The organism is Bradyrhizobium erythrophlei (genome assembly GCF_900142985.1).
In the GTDB taxonomy this organism is placed as follows: Bacteria; Pseudomonadota; Alphaproteobacteria; order Rhizobiales; family Xanthobacteraceae; genus Bradyrhizobium; species Bradyrhizobium erythrophlei_B.
Genome location: NZ_LT670849.1, coordinates 2,191,058 through 2,211,201, shown reverse-complemented (window position 1 = coordinate 2,211,201; position 20,144 = coordinate 2,191,058). Strand labels below are relative to the sequence as shown.

The following is a 20,144-nucleotide window of genomic DNA, read 5'->3' as shown; positions in this document are numbered from 1 at the left end:
CTACATCGGACGCAACCTACGGAGAATTCCGATGTCACTGGCCCCCCCGGTCACAATGTCCCGCCCTTCCTTCAATTCGCTGCCGCTCTATATCGTCGTGTTCTGCCTGCTCTGGAGCTTTGCCTTCGTCGCGGGCAAAACGGCGGTCACCTATTGTCCGCCGCTGATCCTTTTGGCCGCGCGATTTTCGCTGGCCGGAGTTTTGATCCTCGGGATCACCGCGTTGCGCGGCGAGCGCTGGTCATTGTCGTTGCGGGACGCGCTGGTGTTTGCCGTGATCGGCGTTGCCAACAACGCGCTTTATCTCGGCCTTGGCTATACCGGCCTCCAGACCGTGTCGGCCGGCCTCGGCGGCCTGATCGTCAGCGCCAATCCGGTTTTCACGGCCGTGTTTGCCGCGCTGCTGCTCAACGAGCAACTTACCTGGCGCAAGATCGCCGGTCTGCTGCTCGGCATCGTCGGCGTCGGCATGATCGTCTGGCACCGGATGGCGGTCGGCACCGACAGCCTGCACGGCATCCTCTTCACCCTCGCCTCGCTGGCCTCGATCGTGGTGGGCACGATCCTGTTCAAGCTGCTGGCCCCGAAAGGCTCGTTGTGGACCGGCAATGGCGTGCAGAACATCGCCGCCGGCATCGTGCTGATCCCGTTTGCCCTCACGCTGTCCAGCGTCGACGACATCGTACCGAATTGGCAGCTCTTGAGCTCGTTTGCGTTCCTGACGCTTGGCGGCTCGGTGCTGGGCTATGTGATCTGGTTTCATCTGTTGCGCGTATGCGGCGCGACGGCCGCCAGCGCCTATCACTTCCTGATGCCGCCGCTCGCCATGATGTTCGCCTGGATCGTGCTCGGCGAGCACGTCGCGTTCCGCGATCTTCTCGGCGTCATTCCGGTGGCGCTCGGTATCTATCTCGTGACACGGCCGGCGGCGGCCACGGCTGTTACCGCTACTGCTTCGCGATAGGAGAGATCGATGTCCTCACTCACACTCACTCTGATTGGCGGTCCGACTGCTCTGATCGAAATCGACGGTTTCCGCCTGCTCACCGATCCGACGTTCGATCTGCCCGGAATCTATCAACTGTCGCAGGTGAAGCTCGAAAAACTTTCGGGGCCTGCATTGGCGGCGGACGCGATCGGCGAGGTCGATGCGGTGCTGCTCAGTCACGACCAGCATTCCGACAACCTCGACGAATCCGGCAAGCGCTTCCTGTCCAGGGTCAAGCGCGTGCTGACCACCGAAGTGGGCGCGAAGCGGCTGGGCGGTCATGTCGAAGGCCTTGCGCCCTGGGCATCCACCGAGTTGTCGAAGAACGGACGTTCGCTGACGATCACGGCGACGCCCGCGCGTCACGGGCCGCACGGTATCGAGCCGCTGGCCGGCGACGTCATCGGCTTCGTGGTGGCTCCGAAGAACGGTCGTCCGATCTATATCAGCGGCGACACGGTCTGGTACGACGGCGTGGCGGAAGTGGCGCGGCGCTTCAAGGCCGGCGTCGTGATGCCGTTTGCGGGCGCGGCGCAAACCCGCGGGCCGTTCCATCTGACGATGGACACCAACGACACCATCGAGACCGCGCGCGCGTTCCCCGATGCTTTGATCGTGCCGCTCCACACCGACGGATGGGCGCACTTCAAGCAGAATGCGAGTGACCTGCGTGTTTCCTTCGATGCGCTTGGCTTTGGTCCGCGGTTGAGGCTTCTCGAGCCCGGCATCGCGACGGAAGTGGCGATTCCATAGCGTTTTCAAGCGAAGTGGATACCGGTTCGCGTGAAGAAAACGCGTCAAAACAAGAATCTAATCCTTGCGGAATACGATCGAGGCCATCCAGCCGGTCATCAGCGCCATGAACGCGGTGAACGCGCCATAGAGCAGCCCGTCCTGACGGGCGGTCGTGGCGACGAACTGCTCGAAGCCGACCTTGACGATATCGAAGGCGGTTTCGGTCCGCGCGACCAGGGCGCCGTCGGAAAACAGCTTGATCTCGACGGTGTAGGTTCCGATCGGGACCGCGGCCGGCAGCGGAATGCCGGTGCGGAACAGCGTTGGCGTCAGGAATGTCACCGCGGACGTTTCTTCGCGGTAAAGCCCGTGTTCGCTGCGCAAGCGAACAAAGGCGCTGCGGAACGCATCATTGGGCACGACGTCGGCGTAGTCGGTTCCCACTCTTTGCGTCAGCAGCACATTATTCAGGCCGAGCTGCTGCCGCCGTTCCACCTCGGGAGAGGCGATGGCATCGAACGGCCGGTTCGAAAACAGCGCGAGATAGGATGGCACCTGCAAGAATTCGCGATAGTCGGTGTTGATCCAGATGCCGAACCGTCGTTCCTTCCGGCGCGTCACCATGTCGGCGCGCGGGCCCATCACGCTGACGACGAGATCGTAGTTGTTGTGGCTTGCGGGCGAGGTGGCGTCTTTCTCGACCGAGCCGAACAGCACCAGTTCTTCGCCGGAATAATTTGGCGTCACCGTCACACGGTGGTTGGAGACGGACACGATCAACCGTTCCGCGCGCGCCGGCGAGGCGATTGCAATCGCGCTGAGCACGAGCGTTCCAATCGCAGTGCCAAGCCAACGTGCGCTCATGCGGCGCCTCCGGCTTCGCGAATGGTGAAGAGATCGTCGGGACGGATCACGAGTTCGACCGCAAAGCGAATGCCGACCGCTAGGATCAGAAGTCCGAGCAGCAGCCGCAAATGCTCGCCGCGAATTTTTTGTCCCGCGCGCGCGCCGAACTGCGCGCCGGTCACCCCGCCGATCATCAGGATCAGCGCCAGTACCGCGTCGACCAGATGGTTGGTGGCGGCGTGCAGCAAGGTAGCAAACGTCATGGTGACGAGCGTCAGCACCATGGAAGTGCCGATCACGGTCGAAGTCGGCACCCGCAGGAAATAGATCATGATCGGAACCAGGATGAAGCCGCCGCCGATTCCCATGATGGCGCCGATAAATCCGATGATCAGCCCGACAGCGATCACCGGGATAACCGACAGGTAGATCTTGGAACGCTTGAAGCGCATCTTGATCGGCAGGCCGTGAATCCAGCCGTGGCTGCCGGAGCGGCGCAGCGATACCGCGATGCCGCGCCTTACGCGAAGCATCGACCGCAAGCCTTCCCAGAACATCAGCCCGCCCACGGTCGTGAGCAGCAAGACGTATGAGAGCGCGATCATCAAGTCGAGTTGGCCGAGCGAGCGCAACAGGGTGAAGGTCCATACGCCCAGTGCCGTGCCGATCGTGCCGCCGCATAACAGCACCAGCGCCAGCATCGGATCGATGGCGCGGCGCCGCCAGTACGAAATGGCGCCGGAAAACGACGAGGCCGCGATGTGGCTGGCGACGGAGGCAACCGCAACCGCGGGCGCGATGCCGATGAAGATCAAGAGCGGCGTCATCAGGAAGCCGCCGCCGATTCCGAACATGCCCGAGACGAAACCGACCGCCGCGCCCATGGCGAGCAGCAGGAAGATATTCACGGGGATATCGGCGATCGGAAGATAAAGCTGCACGCGCGTCGTTTCGGAATAGACCGTGAGGTCGGCCGAAACCGCCCATGGCCTGGTTTCATCGGGAGTGCGGGCTAGTGGTTCGCATCGCCAGACCGCGTCCCTGCATAGCCGAAATTGTTAGCCGGAGGGATTAAAGAATCTGCCGAAGTCGGATTTTTTGACGCAGCTCGCGCGTTACCTGACAATGTGGTGAAAAATAACGATTAACGGGCGGCCTGCGCGTCTCGAATCGGATCTGTGATCAGATGCATGTTCAACGCTTCTGCGGGTTCGAGCCAGCGAATATCCCGCGTCGCAGACATGGCTTCGATCACGGACGAAGAGACGCCCATTTTGGTCATATAGTTCAGGATAGCCCCCGTTGTTCGCTGCGCATCGGCGACGGGATCGCGGCCGGGAGCGCGGTTCACAAACCGGTGGACTCCGAGCGCCGAGCCTTCGACGCCATAGCGCGGCGAGCCGCCGGCATAGACGAGCACGCAGGCGCTGGCGCAGTAGGATCGTGTCACCTTGCCCGATGCGTCGGTCGTGCCGACCGCGGTGGCGAGGGAGCGGGCGCGAATGATTTCGCCCATGATGAGGGCCTGCTCGAGATTGCCTCCGGGCGAAGACACCAGCACAACGTCGCCCGCGGTGAGATGGGCCTCGTCGAGCCGCTCGCGCAACCAGCTCGCGCTAGCCGTGCCGATGGTGCCATGGATCGCCAATGCCGCCCGTGCGCGAGTTCCGCTGTCCAGATCGATCTTTGCCACGACCGATGACGTCATGGTTGGCGAGAAATAGGATTCTTTCCAGTAGACCCACGCTTCGGGCCGCGACAGGTCCCGATAGGCGCGGATGCCGACGCCGAGCACCAGAAGCGTGAAGATCACGACCGACCAGACCGGTCGCCGTCGCCTCCTGACAACGACCGTGGGCTGCGGTGCCGGCGAGGAGCGGGCGGGAGGGCGCGGCGGCGCGACCCACGGGCCGGTCGGCGAGCTTTGGAATGGACCCTGGCAATCTTCGTTGTCCGGCAACACAAACCTCTCAGCGCGTTCTCGAGCGGTGCGGCGCGTAGTTTTATTGTGTTGTTTTAGTCGAACTTGTGGGTTGGGTATATGTCGGCAGTGCCACACGGGCACCGCTAGTGGATTGGCCTCAATGCACTGAAGCCGTGCGCTTGGTTGCGACGGGCTTGACGGCCGGCTTGGTGTTTGCCGCCGGAGCCGCTGCCGAATCCCATCCGCCCGCGGGTGAGGCGACGTTGACGGCATCGTCGGGCTGCGGTTCAGGCGTGAACGTCTGGATCGCGAGCTTGGCTGCGGCCAGCGACTGGGCATCGAGCCGCTTGGCGATATCGTCGCGCTTGCGGCCGGCATCGGCATCGCCTTGCGCGGCGGCCAGGCTGAACCACTTGAACGATTCGGCGAGGTTCTGTTCCACGCCGATGCCGCGGGCATAGAGAATGCCGAGGTTGTACTGGCTGTCGGCGACGCCGTGGTCGGCGGCCTTACGAAACCATTGCGCCGCGCTCTTGTAATTGGCGCCCTTGCCGCCGCCGTCTGCATCGAGCACGGCGAGATTATGCATCGCCTTGGCGTTGCCGCGCTCGGCGGCCTGCACGTAATAGCGGCGGGCGATATCGACGTCCTTGTTCACACTAAGGCCCTTCTCGTAGAAAGTGCCCAGGCGGAAGATCGCCGGTACGACGCCAGCCTGCGCCGCGCGATCGAACCATTTCGCCGCTTCGTCGTAATTGGGCGCAAGGCCCTTGCCTTCGGCAAAGCGCACGCCGACCTCATAGGCCGCGGTCGGGTCGCCCTTGAGCACGGCGGAGCGCAGAACCGGGCCGCCGATGGCGTCGGGCAGCCTCTCAGTCGGCGGGACCTGGATCATCGCGAGCTTGCCGGTGCTGGAAGAGGCCGGAGAAACCGGGATGGCGCCGGTCACGTCGCCGGGAGCCGACATCAAGGGCGAAGCGGAATTCCGTGGAATGGCGACGGAAGCGATGCTGTCGCCGGTCGCATTGTTGAACGATTGCCGTCCGATCGGCGTCGGTGACGTCAGCGATGGCATCATCGGCGCCGACGTCGCCGGGCTTGCGTTGCCACCGGCAGGAGCAGCTGTCGGTGCATCGGCGGGGCTCTCCACAACCGGCATCGCCGACGGGGCGCTGGTGTCGAGCAGGCTCATCGCCATCTTGAACGTGCCCAGCACGATCACGACGACGCTGGCGCCAACCAGCAGCGAACGGATCTTCGAGGTGACGGTCGATGCGGTCGTAGCCTGACCGGCCGGTTTTGCAGCCTTTGGCTGCTTGCCGGACTTGTCAGGCGGCGGCGCGGCAGCCGCGGCCTGTGCGGCGCGGCGCGCGGCGGCGATGAAGCTCGACGTGCTGACGGGCTCTTTCGGGCCGGCCGCTGCGGGAATATTGCTGATGGCGCTTTCGGACGCGGCGATACGCTCCGACGGCGAAGCGGCACGTCCGGACGGACGCGTGCCCGGCTCGAGCGGATGATCGGGCGGCAGATCCGGCGCGATCGCTGCGCGCGCGGGTGCCGCGTGCGGTTCCAGAATTTCGCTGATGGTCCGCGGCGCGGCGGCAGGCGGCTCGTCCGCAGCGGCGGCATGGAAGTCGCGCGGTGCGGCGACGAAAGCCTCTGGTGTCGGAATCGGAGGTGGCGCCTCGGATCTCGCGTGTGTCGCCATCGCGATTCGCGCGGGCGAGGGCTCGGACGCCATGCGCGGCGCGGGCTCAGCGGCAGGGCGCGGTTCAGGCTCGGCCACTTCCGGTGCGAAATAGGAAGGTTCAACGACGGGCGGAGCAACGGGTGCTGCGGCTTGCGGCGCGGTGGGCTGCGCGCGCACTCCGCGCAGATCGCCCTCGATCGTCGAGAGGCGATCGACCACGTGGCCGAGCGTGTTGTGGACCGCTTCGAGCGAGTCCTGGGTATGACGATCGGTCTCGGCCTGGCTGAAACGGATGTCGGACAATTCGCGCTTGACGAGATCGGCAAGCCCGCTGTCCTGTGACGTCGGCTCGCTGCGGCTACCCTCGGTGAGAGCGGCGAAGCTCATCTGCTGCCGCTCGAGGTGATGCAGGATGTCCTGGAGGCCTTCTTCGACCCGCCCAAGATTACCGGAGCGGGGATCGGAGGACGCTTCGATCCTCTCCAGCAAGTACGATACGCGCTGTTCCAGGTGCGCAAAGGCCGACGCGCTGTCATTGCCGACCGGCATGCGGTCGAGGCGATCGGACAGCGCAAGCAAAGCGCGTTCGATCTGCTCGGAGTTCTCCGACGCTTGCGGCCGCTGGTCGCGGCTCTCGAGTGAGGACATCAAGCCGGCGATGCGCTGTTCCAGTGCGGCGAGCGAGCCGGAATGACCGTCGGACCGCGCGAGCTGATCGACTTTGGCCGATAAAGCATGCACGTCGTCGCTGAGGCGGGCGAGCGCGTCGTTGGAGGCGACGTTGGAGACGATCGCGCGCAGCGCAGCGATCGCGCCTTCGAGCTGGTGGATCGTGGATGGATCATCGTTGGCCCGAATGATCTGATCGAGCTTGGCGGTTAGGTTACGGATCGCCTGGTCGTAGCCGGCAAGCTGTTCGGCCGGAGTCAGCGAGCGCAGCACTTCGCGAATTTCGCCGAGTGCGCGCTCGATGTTGCCAAGCGCCTGGCTGTCGTTGCTGCTCTGGCGGGTGTCGTCGATGCGACGGGAGAGCGAACGAATTTCGTTTTCGATCGATTCGATCGCGCGGCGCGGCATCGCCTCGGTGATGGCCTGGCGGATTTCGGCAAGTTCGCTGCGGAAGGCCGCGATGGACTGCTCGACGTGATCGGGCTGCCGCAGCGATTCGATCTGGCTCGTGATCTTTACGAGGTGCCGCTCCAGCGACGAAAAATCCGGTCCTGGCGCGGGTGGCGGGGCGTAAGCGGGCGGTGGCGCGTAGGCCGGCGCGATCGGCGGCGCGTTGCGGATCTGCTGCGGCGCGAAGCTGTCGAGCTCGTTCTGGCGCGCGGAAATTTCCGCAATCGCCGAATCGAAGGAGCCTGGATTGAGCGGAGGCGAAGGACGATAGACCTGCGTCGCGGCGCGTTCGACCATATCGGCCTGGCGCTGCTTCTCCTGCGCCTGGCGCGCGCGCGCTGGTGCCGGATTCGAAATCTGCGACAGCCGTGCGTCGAGCCGCGCGATGGCGTCGTTCAGTTGCTGTGCCACCGGCGCTTCACCGCGCGGTGCATCGTTGCGGGGCCGGGCTTGCGAAATGTGTTCGATCTGGCGGGTGATCGCATCGAGCCGCTGATGGATGTCGGCGACGTCACGGCTTTCGCGGGCCGGCATCGCCGGCCGCTGGTCGGAAGGGTTGCGGAAGTTCGGAGGGGTGGTGTCGCCCAGGGTCTGGTTGAGCCAGTCGCTCAGGGACACGCCGGCGCGGCGCGCGGCGGCCTCGGCCCGTTCCCGGACGCCAGGATCGATGCCTTCATTACTCCACGATACGCGCGAATTCATGCTTCCGTCCGGTTCCGCTTCGGCGCCCCACCTGGCGCCTCCGGCCTCCCCGCGCGTCCCAAAGACGAGACAATCGAATTCGACGCGGGTCGTCTGCCTCTACAGCTCGACTTTTTCGCGTTACGGTAAATAACGGGTTAAGGAATGCGGCCGCTCGGCCGTAAAGTTTGCGGTCCGGCCCAGGCCGCTGCCTCCAAGTTGCTTCAATCGCCGGAACCGGTCTCTTTCCGTGTTCCGTCGAACGGCAGAATGCCGGCAGCGCCCGAGATCGCCGAAAGTGTCGCGATCGCCTCCTCGCACCATTCGGCGACCATCTGCTCGTGCTTGAGCCCGATGCGCAGGCCAAGCAGCTTGCCCATGTCGGCAGCCGAGGCTGAGCCGTCCGGAAAGCGCTTCTTCAGGATGCGCTCGTATCGCTCGTAGCGGTCGCGATGGTGTTCCTGCCGCGCCATCAGGTCGGCGCGCAACGGTTCGATATCGACGGCATCGAGTGCGTAAAGGCGGATGAGAAGGTCGTCTTTGATCGACGCCGGCGTCGAGGGACGCGCGGCCCAATGCCGGAAGGCGGCCTTGCCTTCGGAGGTCAGAGTATAGACCAGCTTGTTCGGTTTGCCGGACTGGACCACCTCGCGGCCCTGGATGTGACCGCGTTCGCGCAGCTTGGAAAGCTCGCGATAAATCTGCTGATGGTCGGCCTTCCAGAAAAAGCCAATCGAGGAATCGAAAGTCTTGGCGAGCTCATAGCCTGTCATCGGGCGTTCGGTCAGGCAGGCAAGAATGGCGTCAGCAAGGGCCAAAGGTCGAACTCCGGACATCAGGCGGTCTGAAATTAACACGCTTGACTTTATGCGTATTGATGCATATGCGTCAATATGCATATGGAGGCCGGCTCGAGCCCGCCCCTACCTGCCGTCCCCAAGGAGGCGCGCTTGCCCACGACCGGTCTGGAAAAGTGGCACGGCTTCATCCGGTCGCAAGACCCTGCGGCGCTCCAGGACCTGCTGCATCCCGACGTCGTCTTCGAAAGCCCCGTGGTGCACACGCCGCAGCGTGGCCGCGACATCGCCTTCAAATATCTGACGACTGCGACCAAGGTGCTGGGCGGCCCTGGCTTCCGCTACGTCGGCGAGTGGACCAGCGATCACGGTGCGGTGCTGGAATTCACCAACGATATCGACGGGATCACGATCAATGGTGTCGACATCATCACCTTCGATGCGGACAACCGCATCACGCATTTCAAGGTGATGGTCCGCCCGCTGAAAGCCATCAATCTGCTGCATCGCTTGATGGGGGAGCAATTAGCGAAGCTGTGAACGCGGTACGAGACTGCCGTGTGATTGCAATAGATGCTGCCTTCGACTCAAGGAAGTGGATAAACTCCGCTTCAAGCCGTTACCAAAAGCGCCAAACGACCTCGCCGGGAGAACGTCATGCCGATCTACAAAGCGCCTGTTGAAGACGTCAATTTCCTGCTCAACGATGTCTTTCAAATCGACCGCTACGACAATCTTCCCGGGTTTAGCGATGCCTCGGCGGACGTCCGCGAAGCCATCCTTAGCGAGGCGGCAAAGCTCAGCGAAGAAGTCTTGCAACCGCTCAATCGCGTCGGAGACCTCGAAGGTTGCGTCCGGCATGACGATGGCAGCGTGACGACGCCGAAGGGATTCAAAGAGGCGTTCAAGCAGGTCGTAGAAGGCGGCTGGCTGGGCCTTTCCGCGCCGACCGAATATGGTGGTCAAGGCCTGCCGATCACGCTGAGCCAGACCGTCACCGAATTCCAGTGCTCGGCAAACATGGCGTTCTCCATGTATGGCGGCCTCACCGTGGGGGCGACCGCCGCCCTGCTCGTTCATGGCAACGCCGAGCAGAAGGCGATGTATGTGCCGAAGATGGTGGCCGGCGAATGGACCGGCACCATGAACCTCACCGAGCCGCAATGCGGTACTGATTTGGGCCTGCTGCGCACCAAGGCCGTCAAACAAGCCGACGGCAGCTACAAGATCACCGGCACCAAGATTTTCATTTCCGCAGGCGAGCACGATCTGGCCTCGAACATCATCCATCTGGTGCTGGCGCGCATTGAAGGGGCACCCGCCGGCATCAAGGGCGTCTCGCTGTTCGTGGTGCCGAAATTTCTCGTCAACGCCGACGGCTCGCCTGGAGCGCGCAACGGCGTCACCTGCGGCTCGATCGAGCACAAGATGGGCATTCACGGCAATTCCACCTGCGTGATGAACTACGACAGCGCCACCGGCTGGCTGATCGGCGAAGAGAACAAGGGCATGCAGGGCATGTTCGTGATGATGAACGAGGCGCGGCTTGGCGTGGCCGTGCAGGGCCTGGCTCAGTCGGAAGTCGCTTATCAGAATGCAGCCGCCTATGCCCGCGACCGGTTGCAGGGACGCGCGCTGTCGGGCGTCAAGGCGCCGGACAAGCCGGCCGATCCGATCATCGTGCATCCCGACGTACGCCGCACGCTGCTCTCGATCCGCGCTTTCAACGAGGCGGCGCGCGCGATGGTGGTATGGACCTCGCTCAAGAGCGACCTGGCACATCGTTCCAGCGATCCGAAGGATCGCCAGGACGCCGACGACCATCTGGGGCTGATGACCCCCGTGCTGAAAGGTTTTCTCACGGAAACCGGCTTTGCCAATGCCGTTCAGGCCCAGCAGATGTATGGCGGCCATGGCTATATCGCCGAGCAGGGCATGGAACAGTTCGTGCGCGATGCGCGCATTGCCATGATCTATGAGGGCGCCAACGGCATTCAGGCGCTTGATCTGGTCGGACGAAAATTGCCGCGCGACGGCGGCCGCGCCGTGATGGCCTTCTTCGGCGAAGTCGGCGCCTTTGCCAAGGAAAACGCCGGCGATGAAGCGATGAAGCCCTTTGTCGCGCCACTGTCGACCGCGCTCGGCCATCTTCAGCAGGCCACCACCTGGCTGATGCAGAACGCGATGGCCAAGCCCGACAACGCCGGCGCTGCCGCCACCGACTACATGCATTTGTTCGGCCTGGTGACGCTGGGCTATATGTGGGCCAAGATGGCGAAAGTCGTTCACGGCAAGATTGCGGCCACTGGCCCGACGGACTATCTGTCGACCAAGCTAGTGACGGGCCGCTTCTTCATGGAGCGGGTTTTGCCGGCGACCACGACGCATCTGGCGCGCATCCAGAGTGGCAGCGCAACTATCATGGAATTGGCGGCGGAAGCTTTCTGAGATCATATTCCGCGGCGACGCTTCATCTGCTATTATATGACGATCCTCATACCGGGAGGGCATCATGCCTGAGGCATATATCTACGATCACGTTCGCACGCCGCGCGGCCGCGGCAAGGCCGATGGCGCGCTGCACGAAGTGACAGCACTGGCGCTGGCCACCGTGCCGTTGAAGGCGCTCAAGGAGCGCAACAATCTGCCGGAAGACGTCCTCGACGACGTCATCCTCGGCGTGGTCGATCCGGTCGGGGAGGCCGGTTCCGACATTGCGCGCTTCGCGGCGCTGCAAGCGGGGCTTGGCGAAGCCGTTCCGGGCATGCAGATCAGCCGCTTTTGCGCCTCGGGCCTCGATGCAGTGAATTTCGCCGCTGCGCAGATCATGAGCGGCCAGAACCAACTCACGATCGGCGGCGGTGCGGAATCCATGAGCCGGGTCGGCATCGGCGCCTCCGGCGGCGCCTGGCCGATGGATCCGTCGATTGCGGTGCCGGCCTATTTCATGCCCCAAGGCATCTCGGCCGATTTGATCGCGACCAAATACGGGTTCTCGCGCGACGACGTCGATGCCTATGCGGTGCAGAGCCAGCAGCGCGCTGCGAAAGCCTGGGACGAGGGCCGCTTCAATAAATCCGTAGTTCCGGTGAAGGACGTCAACGGTCTCACGATTCTGGCCAAGGACGAGCACATGCGGCCGTCGACGACCATGCAGTCGCTCGGTCAGCTCAAGCCGTCGTTTGCCGATGTCGCATCGATGGGTGGCTTCGACGGGGTCGCGGTGCAGTCGCATCCGGAGATCGAGCGCGTCAATTACGTGCACCACGCCGGCAATTCGTCGGGCATCGTCGACGGCGCCGGCGCGGTGCTGCTCGGTAGCAAGGAGGCCGGCAGCAAGTACGGGCTGAAAGCGCGCGCGAAAATCCGCGCCTTCGCCAATATCGGCTCCGAGCCCGCGATGATGTTGACCGGCCCGGTCGATGTGACCGAAAAGCTGTTCGAGCGCTCCGGCATGAAGAAGTCCGACATCGACCTGTTCGAACTGAACGAAGCCTTTGCCTCGGTGGTGTTGCGTTACATCCAGGCGTTCGACATCGACAACGCCAAGATCAACGTCAATGGCGGGGCGATCGCGCTCGGTCATCCGCTTGGCGCGACGGGGGCGATGATTCTCGGCACCGTGCTCGACGAGCTCGAGCGCAGCAACAAGTCGACGGCGCTCGTCACGTTGTGCATCGGCGGCGGCATGGGTACCGCCACCATCATCGAACGCGTGTAAGGGGAGCGGTCAATGGCTTTCAAGAATTTCAAGGTTGAGACCGACGCCGACGGCATTGTGCTGGTCACGTGGGATATTCCCGGCCGTTCGATGAACGTGCTCGACGAGACCACGATCTCTGAACTCGAGGAGATCGTGAAGCAGACTTCGGCCGATGCGGCCGTGAAGGGCGTCGTCGTCACCTCTGGCAAGGAAGCATTTTCCGGAGGTGCTGACCTGTCGATGCTCGAAGGCATGCACGGCCGCTACACCGCGCTGTTCAAGGACAAGGGCGAAGTCGCGGCCAACCAGATGCTGTTCGACGAGAGCCGTCGGATGTCGCTGATCTTTCGCGCGATCGAAACCTCGGGCAAACCGTGGGCTGCCGCGATCAACGGCCTCGCGCTCGGTGGTGCGTTCGAACTGACGCTCGCCTGCCACTACCGCGTCGCGGGCGAAAATCCCAAGACCCGTCTCGGCCTGCCGGAGATCAAGGTCGGACTGTTCCCCGGTGCGGGCGGCACCCAGCGCGTGCCGCGTATCGTCTCGCCGCAGGATGCGATGCAGATGCTGCTGAAGGGCGAGGCTGTCACGCTCGACAAGGCCAAGGCGCTCAACTTGATCCACGCGATCGTGCCCGCCGCCGATCTGATCAAGGCGGCCAAGGACTGGATCAAGGGCGGCGGCAAGGCGGTCGCGCCCTGGGACGAAAAAGGCTTCAAGTTGCCGGGCGGTCCGGTCTATTCAAAAGCCGGCATGATGATGTTTCCGGCGGGCAATGCGATCTATCGCCGCGAAACCTTCGATAATTACCCGGCGGCGCGCGCCGTCATGAAATGCGTCTACGAAGGCCTGCAGTTGCCGATCGACGCGGCGCTCCGGGTGGAGTCGCGTTACTTCGCGCAGATTCTGCGGAGCAACGAAGCGGCCGCGATGATCCGCTCGCTGTTCCTGTCGATGCAGGAATTGAACAAGGGCGCGCGGCGTCCGCAAAACGTGCCGCCGACCAAGGTCAAGAAGCTTGCCGTGATCGGCGCCGGCTTCATGGGCGCAAGCGTCGGCTATGTCTCGGCGCGCGCCGGGATCGACGTCGTCCTGATCGATCGCGACCAGGCCAGCGCCGACAAGGGCAAGGCGCATGCGCAATCGGTCATCGACGATCTGGTCAAGAAGGGCCGCGCCAAGGAAAGCGACCGCGATGCGATCCTGTCGCGCATCACCGCCACCGCCGATTATGCCGCGATCTCGGATTGCGACCTTGTCATCGAAGCGGTGTTCGAGGACCGCAAGGTGAAGGCCGAGACCTACGACAAGGCGCAGCCGCTGCTGCGGTCCGACGCGATCTTCGCGTCCAACACCTCGACCTTGCCGATCAATTCGCTGGCCGAGGAGTTCAAGGACCAGGGCAAGTTCATCGGCATCCACTTCTTCTCGCCGGTCGAGAAGATGATGCTGGTGGAGATCATCCTCGGCAAGAACACCGGCGATGTCGCGCTCGCCGCCGCGCTCGATTACACGCGCCAGATCGGCAAGACCCCGATCGTGGTCAACGATTCCCGCGGCTTCTTCGCCAACCGCTGCGTGCTTCGGTTCACCGCCGAAGGGTTAGAGATGCTGATGGAAGGCGTGCCGCCGGCCATGATCGAGAACACCGCCAAGATGGCGGGCATGCCGGTCGGACCGCTGTCGCTGTCGGACGAAGTCGCGCTCGATCTCGTGCTCAAGATCATGAAGGCGACCGAGGCCGATCTCGGTCCGAATGCGATCGACCAGGCGCAGAAGAAGCTCCTGACCGAGATGGTCGAAAAGCAGGGCCGCTTCGGCCGCAAGAACGCCAAGGGCTTTTACGACTATCCGGAAAAGGGCAAGGGCCAGAAAAGCCTTTGGCCCTCGCTCGGTGGACTCCAGCCCAAACACCTCGATCCCGATACGCTCGATATCGAGGAATTGAAGCAGCGCTTCCTGGTGGTACAGGCGGTCGAGGCCGCGCGCACGGTGGAAGACCACGTCATCACCGATATGCGCGAGGCGGATATCGGTTCAATCCTCGGTTTCGGCTTCGCGCCGTTCACCGGCGGCACGCTGTCCTATATCGACTTCATGGGAACGAAGAAGTTCGTCGAACTCTGCCACAAGCTCGAGGCTAAATACGGTTCGCGCTTCACGCCGCCGAAGCTTCTGATCGAGATGGCGCAAAAAGGCGAGACGTTCTACGGCCGTTTCCCGCCGAAGAAGATCGCCGCGCAGGCCGCGGAGTAGCGCCGCTGAGTTCTTACCCTCTCCCGCAAAGGGAGAGGGTAAGGGCGGGCACCTTACGCCGCCTTCAGGCCTTCCTTGACGAGCGCTTCGTTGACCTTCGGCCGCGCCGCGACGCGGTCCTTGTAGGCCAGCAGATTGTTCAGGCCCGAGAGATCGAACTTCATGCTCTCGGCCCAGCGCAGCATCACGAACAGGTAGCCGTCGGCCACGTTGAACTGCTTGCCCATCAGATAGTCCTGCCCGGCGAGTTTGCTGTCGACATATTTGAATTTTCCCATCGCGCGGTCCTTGAAGACGCCTTTGGCTTCATCCGAAAGCGCGGGGTTGAACAACGGGCCGATGTTCTTGTGAATCTCGCTGTTGATGTAGGTCAGCCATTCCTGGAGCTTGTAGCGCTCGGCGCTGTCGCGGGAAGGCGCCAGGTTCTTGGCCGGCGCCTGGTCGGCTATTCGTTGCACGATCACTGGGCCTTCGGTGATGAGTTCGCCGCTGTCGAGCACCAGCGCGGGCACCTGACCCTTTGCGTTAACCTTCAAGAAATCGTCACCGTTTTCGAGCTTTTTGGCGCGCAGATCGACCTTGACCAGATCGTAGGGAAGGCCAGCTTCCAGAAGCGCGATATGGGGGGAGAGCGAGCAGGCTCCCGGCGCATAGTAGAGTTTCATTGGTTTTCTCCCTTGGATCATGGCAAATGGGCAGCGCATGGCTACATGCATATGCATGAAGCAGTCAACATTGATGCATGTGCATCAAGTGCGCTACACTAGGCGCGGATATTGTGGGCCTCGACCATGAAACGCAAACCATCGACGGAAGCGACCGCCGCCTGGATTCGCCTGATGCGGGTCCAGAGCCGGGTGCTCAATTGCGTCGAACAGGATTTGAAAAAGGCGGGCTTTCCGCCATTGGCCTGGTATGACGCGCTGCTTGAACTGTCGCGCGCGCCGGCCGGCGAGCTTCGGCCGGTGGAATTGGAAAAGCAGATGCTGCTGCCGCAATACTCGACCTCGCGGCTGATCGATCGTCTGGTCGATGAGGGGTTGGCGGTCCGCCGCGAATGCAAGATCGACAAGCGCGGCCAGTTCGTCGAGATCACCGAGGCCGGGCGCGAACTGCAAAAGAAAATGTGGGGCGCCTATTCCGCCGGGATCGAAAAGCATGTCGGCTCGAAACTGTCGGACGCCGACGCCGTCAAGCTGTGCGGCCTCCTGGACCGGCTCGGCTGCTGCGCGGGCGGGGAAATTCCCTCGCTCGCCGCAAAAGACGGCGCGCCTACCCGATGATAATATTCACTGCTCTTAACGCCGCGGACCACAGGGTTCGCGGAAGCCTTCGCCTCCGCGCGCGTTCGGTCGCAGCGCCCCACATTTGGAATTTGCATGGCGCGTGACCAGATCGATATGACGCCCCTTCAGTCGCGCGACGAACTCGTTGCCTGGCTTGAGGACGGCGTAAAGCAGCCTTCCGAGTTTCGAATCGGGACCGAGCACGAAAAGACCCCGTTTACGTTGGTCGGTCATCAGCCCGTGCCTTACGAAGGCGCGCGCGGCATCGGTGCGCTGCTGGAGGGCATGCAGCTCCTGCTCGGCTGGGAACCGATCATGGAGTGCGGCAACATCATCGGGCTGTATGACGTCACCGGCGGCGGGGCGATTTCGCTTGAGCCCGGCGGGCAGTTCGAATTGTCGGGCGCGCCGGTGGAAACCGTGCATCAGACCCAGAGCGAACTGATGGCCCACCTGGCGCAGGTGCGCGAAATCGCAACGCCTTTGGGAATCGGCTTTCTTGGTCTCGGCATGACGCCGTCCTGGTCGCGGGCGCAGGTCCCCGTGATGCCCAAGGGGCGCTACAAGATCATGAGCAACTACATGCCGAAGGTCGGCCGCTACGGCCTCGACATGATGTTCCGCACCTGCACGGTGCAGACCAATCTCGACTTCTCCTCCGAAGCCGACATGGTCAAGAAGCTCCGCGTATCGCTGGCGTTGCAGCCGGTGGCGACCGCACTGTTCGCCAATTCGCCCTTTACCGAAGGCAAGCCGAACGGCTTTTTGTCGTTTCGTTCGGAAATCTGGCGCGACACCGACAATGCGCGGGCCGGCATGCTGCCGTGGGCATTCGAGGACGGCATGGGGTTCGAGCGCTGGGTCGACTATGCGCTCGACGTGCCGATGTATTTTGTCAAGCGCGGCGAGAACTATATCGACGTTTCCGGCTCGTCATTCCGTGACTTCTTCGCAGGAAAAAATCCGGCGCTCCCCGGCGAGCGCCCGATGCTGTCGGACTGGGCCAACCACCTTTCGACGATTTTTCCGGAAGTGCGGTTGAAGCGTTACCTGGAAATGCGCGGCGCCGATGGTGTGCCCTGGGATCGTCTGCCGGCGCTACCGGCCTTCTGGGTCGGGCTGCTCTATGACGACACCAGCCTGAACGCGGCCTGGGACATCGTCAAAGGCTGGACGGCTCTCGAGCGGCAGTCATTGCGGGACGATGTCCCGCGTCTTGGCTTCAAGGCCAGGATCAAGGGCCGCTATATCTTCGAAGTCGCCAAGGAATGCCTGGTGCTGGCGCATTCGGGATTGCGCCGGCGCGGCCGCTCCGACCACTCTGGCCGCGACGAGACGCGTTATCTGGAGCCGCTCGACCGGATCATCGATGCCGGCCACACGCCGGCCGAAGAGATGCTCGCCAAGTTCAACGGCCCTTGGGGCCGTTCGGTCGAACCGGCCTACAGCGAATACGCCTTCTAGGACCAGACGATATTTCCTCGTCAATACGCGTTAGCGCCTTGATTGGGCATAATCTTTTCGAACCCTGTTTCGGCGGATCATGCTTTGGACCAAGCAATCCTGGCGGCGGCGTTCATCAGCCGTACAGGTTCATGGCGATCAAATGGCGGGCGCGGTCTGAGGGCCGCAATTTGCGCGTAACTCCAAACGGTTGAAAGCATCGCGAATGTGGGGAGGCCGCCTGCTGCTGGCGTGTTTGGGCACGCTCGTTCTCTTGGCCGTCACGACCGGCAGCCGACCGGCGCAAGCGCAAGCCAATTTCGATCGTCCCGGCGGCGACTACCAGAGCGCGCCTGTCCCCTCGGGTGACCCGGCCGATTGTGCGCTGGTCTGCGAGCGTGACCGCCGTTGCCGCGCCTGGAGCTTCAACTATCCGAACGATATTTCGCATCCGGCGGTCTGCTGGCTGAAAAATAGCGTGCCGGCGCGCGTCGCCGACGACTGCTGCATTTCGGGCGTGCGTGGCGCCGGCGTGGTCGAGCCGCGCAATGGCACGGAGGAAACCTCGATCGATCGCGCGGGCGGCGATTATCGTAGTTTTGAACTCAAGCGCGGCGAGCGCGAGGAGGCCTGCAAAGCCGCCTGCGGCGCCGACAACAAGTGCCGGGCCTGGACCTATGCGCGCCCGGGATATGTTAGCCGGGAACCTCACTGTTTTTTGAAGAAGGAAATCAAGCCGCCGCGGCGCAAGCCCGGCTTTACCTCCGGCGTGGTCAGGTAACATTGCCTGCATCCGCGGCGTAACAACGCCGAGGGCAACAACGCCCAGGGTCCGAACGCGGCCGCCATCGATGGCGGGACCGTGGGCCGAAAGACCAACCACGGAGATTTCCGATGATCATGACGCGCAGATTTTTGAACGGAGCCCTGGTCGCAGGCGCCCTGGCTGTTGCCGTATCGTTTGCACCCTCCTGGGCCAACACGGCTGCTCCTTTCTCGATGGACGCATTCAAGGCCGCGCAGGCCTCCGGCAGCCCGATCCTGGTCGAAATTCACGCCGACTGGTGTCCGACCTGCAAGGCGCAGAACCCCATTCTCGACAAGCTGACGTCGGCCGCGAAATTCAAGGATCTGAAAATCTTCCGCGTCGATTTCGATGCCCAGAAGCCCGCGGTCAAGGAGTTCGGTGCGCAGATGCAATCGACGCTGATCGTCTTCAAGGGCACGGCCGAGCAGGGGCGTTCGGTCGGCGATACCAAGGAAGCTTCGATCGAGGCTTTGCTCAACAAGAGCCTTTGATCTCCAAGTGACATCCAAGTGACCTTGCAAGTGATTGCGAAGTGACCGCGCTCGCGCTGGCGTTCGCCGCCGGGATATTGTCGATCCTGTCGCCTTGCGTATTGCCGCTGGTGCCGATTGTGCTCGGCGCCGCCGTCACGGCCCATCCGCTTGGCGCCGTCGCCCTGGCTTCCGGGCTCGCTCTGTCCTTCACCGGGCTCGGCCTCCTGCTCGCTTTGGTGGGATTTGGGCTCGGCATCGATGCGGGCATGTTTCGTTTCGCCGCCGCCGCGATCATGATCGCGCTCGGTGCAGTCCTGCTGGTGCCGTCATGGCAGGCGCGCCTCGCAGGCGCCGGAGGTCCATTCTCGGCCTGGGCCGATCGGCGGTTCGGCGGCTTTGCGGCGTCTAGCCTCGCCGGCCAATTCGGAATTGGCCTCTTGCTCGGCGCGGTCTGGTCGCCCTGCGTCGGCCCGACGTTGGGAGCCGCCTCGCTTCTCGCCTCACAAGGTCACGATCTCGCGAAAGTGGCGCTGACCATGCTGGTGTTCGGTATCGGGGCCGGCCTGCCGCTGGTTTTGCTCGGCCTGTTGTCGCGCGCCACCTTGATGCGCGTCCGCACCAACCTGATGTCGGCAGGTAAACTCGGCAAAGGCCTGTTGGGCGCGGCCTTCATCGTCATCGGCGTTACGATCGTCAGCGGCGCCGACAGGCGGATCGAAGCCGCACTGGTTGAAGCCTCGCCGCAGTGGCTGACGGATTTGACGACGTCGTTCTGACCGGGGAGCGTTATGCAGCTCGAATCAACCCTGACTTGCCCGAAATGCGGCTTCCAGGCTCTCGAACAGATGCCGCTCGATGCGTGTCAGTTCTTCTATGTCTGCAAGGGCTGCGGCGAGAAGCTCAAGCCGCAGCCGGGCGATTGCTGCGTGTTCTGCTCTTACGGATCGGTGCCTTGTCCGCCGGTGCAGCAGCACGGCAAGGGGTCGTGCTGCGATTGAGCCGCAACGTCGATCAGGACAGCCCAATGCCGCCGTCGCGTAACGACATTCGTTGTCTACTGTCGGCCTTGCCGGGCAAGCGCGGCCTTTGATGCCAGTGCCTGCCATTGCCGGCGCAGCAGCGGTTCAATGCTCGCGCGTTTGGCCCTGGATAACCGAGCCAGCACGATCGGGTAGTCTCTGTAGTGATCGGTGAAATAGAAAACCTTCGGTTCTCTTTCCACCAGCATCTCGCGTTCCTCGTGCGGCACACCAGGGATCACCAGACTGTCGCCGTCTTCCTTGAGCCGCACCAGCAATTTCTTGCGGACCTTCAGCGCAGGCGTTCCATAGGACATGCCCTGCTCGACTTCGGGCCAGGCCAACGCAAATTTCTGGACCTCGTCGAAAGTCATCG

19 protein-coding genes are annotated in these 20,144 nt (G+C 63.1%); 12 read left to right on the top strand and 7 right to left on the bottom strand.

The features are described from left to right. The first annotated feature begins 31 nt into the window (after positions 1–31). Positions 32–964, top strand: a complete 933-nt coding sequence (locus tag BUA38_RS10385; RefSeq protein WP_072817845.1) for a DMT family transporter — start codon at positions 32–34, stop codon at positions 962–964. 9 nt (positions 965–973) lie between these two features. Continuing rightward, positions 974–1,741, top strand: coding sequence for an MBL fold metallo-hydrolase (locus BUA38_RS10380; RefSeq protein ID WP_072817844.1), 768 nt, complete (start codon positions 974–976; stop codon positions 1,739–1,741). Between the two features lie 57 nt (positions 1,742–1,798). Here BUA38_RS10380 and BUA38_RS10375 read toward each other — a convergent pair whose 3' ends face one another. From BUA38_RS10375 to BUA38_RS10355, 5 genes are all read right to left on the bottom strand, one after another. After that, complete coding sequence (locus BUA38_RS10375) at positions 1,799–2,587, bottom strand: TIGR02186 family protein (RefSeq protein WP_072817843.1); 789 nt, start codon at positions 2,585–2,587, stop codon at positions 1,799–1,801. After that, positions 2,584–3,510, bottom strand: a complete 927-nt coding sequence (locus tag BUA38_RS10370) for a sulfite exporter TauE/SafE family protein (RefSeq protein ID WP_072817842.1) — start codon at positions 3,508–3,510, stop codon at positions 2,584–2,586. Before BUA38_RS10370 ends, BUA38_RS10375 begins: the two co-directional genes overlap by 4 nt. A gap of 203 nt (positions 3,511–3,713) precedes the next feature. Further along, positions 3,714–4,532 (bottom strand): hypothetical protein, encoded by an 819-nt coding sequence (locus tag BUA38_RS10365; RefSeq protein ID WP_072817841.1) that lies wholly within the window; start codon positions 4,530–4,532, stop codon positions 3,714–3,716. 118 nt (positions 4,533–4,650) lie between these two features. Further along, a complete protein-coding gene (locus BUA38_RS10360; RefSeq protein ID WP_072817840.1) occupies positions 4,651–8,004 on the bottom strand; it encodes an SEL1-like repeat protein in 3,354 nt (1,117 codons plus the stop codon). A 203-nt stretch (positions 8,005–8,207) separates the two neighbouring features. Next, positions 8,208–8,801: a PadR family transcriptional regulator gene (locus BUA38_RS10355; protein ID WP_072817839.1), complete on the bottom strand. Its 594-nt coding sequence runs from the start codon at positions 8,799–8,801 to the stop codon at positions 8,208–8,210. A gap of 132 nt (positions 8,802–8,933) precedes the next feature. Between BUA38_RS10355 and BUA38_RS10350 the strand changes: the two genes are divergently transcribed. The 4 genes from BUA38_RS10350 (at position 8,934) to BUA38_RS10335 (ending at position 14,739) form a co-directional block, all read left to right on the top strand. Further along, on the top strand, positions 8,934–9,320 hold the full coding sequence (locus tag BUA38_RS10350) for a nuclear transport factor 2 family protein (RefSeq protein ID WP_244553232.1): 387 nt from the start codon (positions 8,934–8,936) through the stop codon (positions 9,318–9,320). A 117-nt stretch (positions 9,321–9,437) separates the two neighbouring features. Next, positions 9,438–11,228, top strand: coding sequence for an acyl-CoA dehydrogenase C-terminal domain-containing protein (locus BUA38_RS10345; RefSeq protein WP_072817837.1), 1,791 nt, complete (start codon positions 9,438–9,440; stop codon positions 11,226–11,228). Positions 11,229–11,292: 64 nt separating this feature from the next. Further along, complete coding sequence (locus BUA38_RS10340) at positions 11,293–12,501, top strand: acetyl-CoA C-acetyltransferase (protein WP_072817836.1); 1,209 nt, start codon at positions 11,293–11,295, stop codon at positions 12,499–12,501. A gap of 12 nt (positions 12,502–12,513) precedes the next feature. Then, complete coding sequence (locus BUA38_RS10335) at positions 12,514–14,739, top strand: 3-hydroxyacyl-CoA dehydrogenase NAD-binding domain-containing protein (protein WP_072817835.1); 2,226 nt, start codon at positions 12,514–12,516, stop codon at positions 14,737–14,739. 53 nt (positions 14,740–14,792) lie between these two features. On the opposite strand, the gene gstA is transcribed toward BUA38_RS10335, so the two are convergent. Beyond that, complete coding sequence (gene gstA, locus BUA38_RS10330) at positions 14,793–15,404, bottom strand: glutathione transferase GstA (RefSeq protein ID WP_072817834.1); 612 nt, start codon at positions 15,402–15,404, stop codon at positions 14,793–14,795. A 126-nt stretch (positions 15,405–15,530) separates the two neighbouring features. Here gstA and BUA38_RS10325 point away from each other — a divergent pair, with 126 nt between their 5' ends. From BUA38_RS10325 to BUA38_RS10300, 6 genes are all read left to right on the top strand, one after another. Continuing rightward, positions 15,531–16,022, top strand: a complete 492-nt coding sequence (locus BUA38_RS10325) for a MarR family winged helix-turn-helix transcriptional regulator (RefSeq protein ID WP_072817833.1) — start codon at positions 15,531–15,533, stop codon at positions 16,020–16,022. Positions 16,023–16,118: 96 nt separating this feature from the next. Beyond that, on the top strand, positions 16,119–17,489 hold the full coding sequence (locus BUA38_RS10320; RefSeq protein WP_072817832.1) for a glutamate--cysteine ligase: 1,371 nt from the start codon (positions 16,119–16,121) through the stop codon (positions 17,487–17,489). 205 nt (positions 17,490–17,694) lie between these two features. Then, complete coding sequence (locus tag BUA38_RS10315) at positions 17,695–18,249, top strand: PAN domain-containing protein (protein WP_072817831.1); 555 nt, start codon at positions 17,695–17,697, stop codon at positions 18,247–18,249. A gap of 113 nt (positions 18,250–18,362) precedes the next feature. Continuing rightward, positions 18,363–18,767, top strand: a complete 405-nt coding sequence (locus BUA38_RS10310) for a thioredoxin family protein (protein WP_072817830.1) — start codon at positions 18,363–18,365, stop codon at positions 18,765–18,767. 41 nt (positions 18,768–18,808) lie between these two features. After that, entirely contained in the window at positions 18,809–19,525 is a 717-nt protein-coding gene (locus BUA38_RS10305) for a cytochrome c biogenesis CcdA family protein (protein ID WP_072817829.1), read from the top strand. A 12-nt stretch (positions 19,526–19,537) separates the two neighbouring features. Then, positions 19,538–19,747 (top strand): GDCCVxC domain-containing (seleno)protein, encoded by a 210-nt coding sequence (locus BUA38_RS10300; RefSeq protein WP_072817828.1) that lies wholly within the window; start codon positions 19,538–19,540, stop codon positions 19,745–19,747. A gap of 56 nt (positions 19,748–19,803) precedes the next feature. On the opposite strand, the gene BUA38_RS10295 is transcribed toward BUA38_RS10300, so the two are convergent. Beyond that, the gene (locus BUA38_RS10295) at positions 19,804–20,142 is read right to left on the bottom strand and encodes an MmcQ/YjbR family DNA-binding protein (protein ID WP_072817827.1); all 339 of its coding nucleotides are present in this window, start codon (positions 20,140–20,142) and stop codon (positions 19,804–19,806) included. Between the last annotated feature and the right edge of the window lie 2 nt (positions 20,143–20,144).